The sequence below is a fragment of the Anaeroglomus insulsum genome (assembly GCF_050689095.1).
Classification (GTDB): Bacteria; Planctomycetota; Phycisphaerae; order Sedimentisphaerales; family Anaerohalosphaeraceae; genus Anaeroglomus; species Anaeroglomus insulsum.
On the sequence record NZ_JBOGCL010000036.1, the window covers coordinates 1 to 1060 of the forward strand.

Below are 1060 nucleotides of genomic sequence, written 5' to 3' on the forward strand. Positions count from 1 at the left end.
TATTGATCTTTGAAAAGTTAAACGAAACAGGACTGAATGTCCGATAACAAGGACATGAGACCTTCAGGAACCCCTCAGCAACTGGAGCAAAGACGGCGTAAAGCCATTGCTTTGCTGGAACAAGGCCACAGGAACCAAGAGGTTGCCCGGCTTGTCGGTGCCAGTCCAGGCACCATCTGCGATTGGAAAAAGGCCTATCAAAAGCTTGGCGAGTCTTTTTTTGAAGCCCACAGTCCGCCGGGACGCAAGTGCGGGTTGTCTGAAAAACAGATGAGCCGGCTGAAAACGCTGCTTTTGAAAGGACCCGGCAAGCACGGCTATCGGACCGAGTTGTGGACGCTTCAACGGATCGCCGAGGTAATTGAAAAACACTTCGGGATTGCTTATGATCCGTCCAGTGTCTGGCACATTCTTCATCGGATGGGCTGGAGCTGTCAGAAGCCCGAAAGCAAGGCCCGTGAACAGAATCCAGAGGCCGTCGTCCAGTGGCGACAGACGGATTGGCCGCGCATAAAAAAAAGGCCGAAGAACGGGTAAAACCATCGTTTTTCTGGACGAAAGCGGGTTTATGCTTCACCCGACGGTTCGCCGCACCTGGGCTCCCAAAGGGCAAACGCCGATTTTGTGCAGTTGGGATCGACGGGATCGGTTATCGGCCATCGCCGTCTTGACATGCTCGCCAAAACGCCATCGGTTGGGACTGTATTTTTCGATTGTGCCCCATAATATTCGTGCCGATGATTTTGAGGCATTTGTCGCCGACATGTTGAAGCATTTCCCGGCGGGCATCATTTTGGTGATCGACCGATGGATGGTTCATCGCAGCGGCGTGCGTCAGTTGAAGAGTCGATTCGGTTATCGTATTGATGTGGAATGGCTTCCGGCTTATTCGCCGGAACTGAATCCGGTTGAGCAAATTTGGAACCATAGCAAATACAGCCAGTTGGCAAACTTTATTCCTGACGATGTGACACACTTGGCCGAGGTTATTGAAGACAGCATTTATGCCCAATCGCGGCAACAGTCTTTGCTTCGTTCGTTTTTCCATTGTGCAAAGCTA

2 protein-coding genes are annotated in these 1060 nt (G+C 51.4%); both read left to right on the forward strand.

Going from position 1 to position 1060, the window contains the following annotated elements; translation table 11 throughout:
- Window positions 1-54 precede the first annotated feature (54 nt).
- Entirely contained in the window at window positions 55-537 is a 483-nt protein-coding gene (locus tag ACQ9LF_RS13925) for an IS630 family transposase (protein WP_462490026.1), read from the forward strand.
- A 13-nt stretch (window positions 538-550) separates the two neighbouring features.
- The coding region (locus tag ACQ9LF_RS13930) for an IS630 family transposase (protein ID WP_462490027.1) at window positions 551-1060 on the forward strand (510 nt) is incomplete at its 3' end.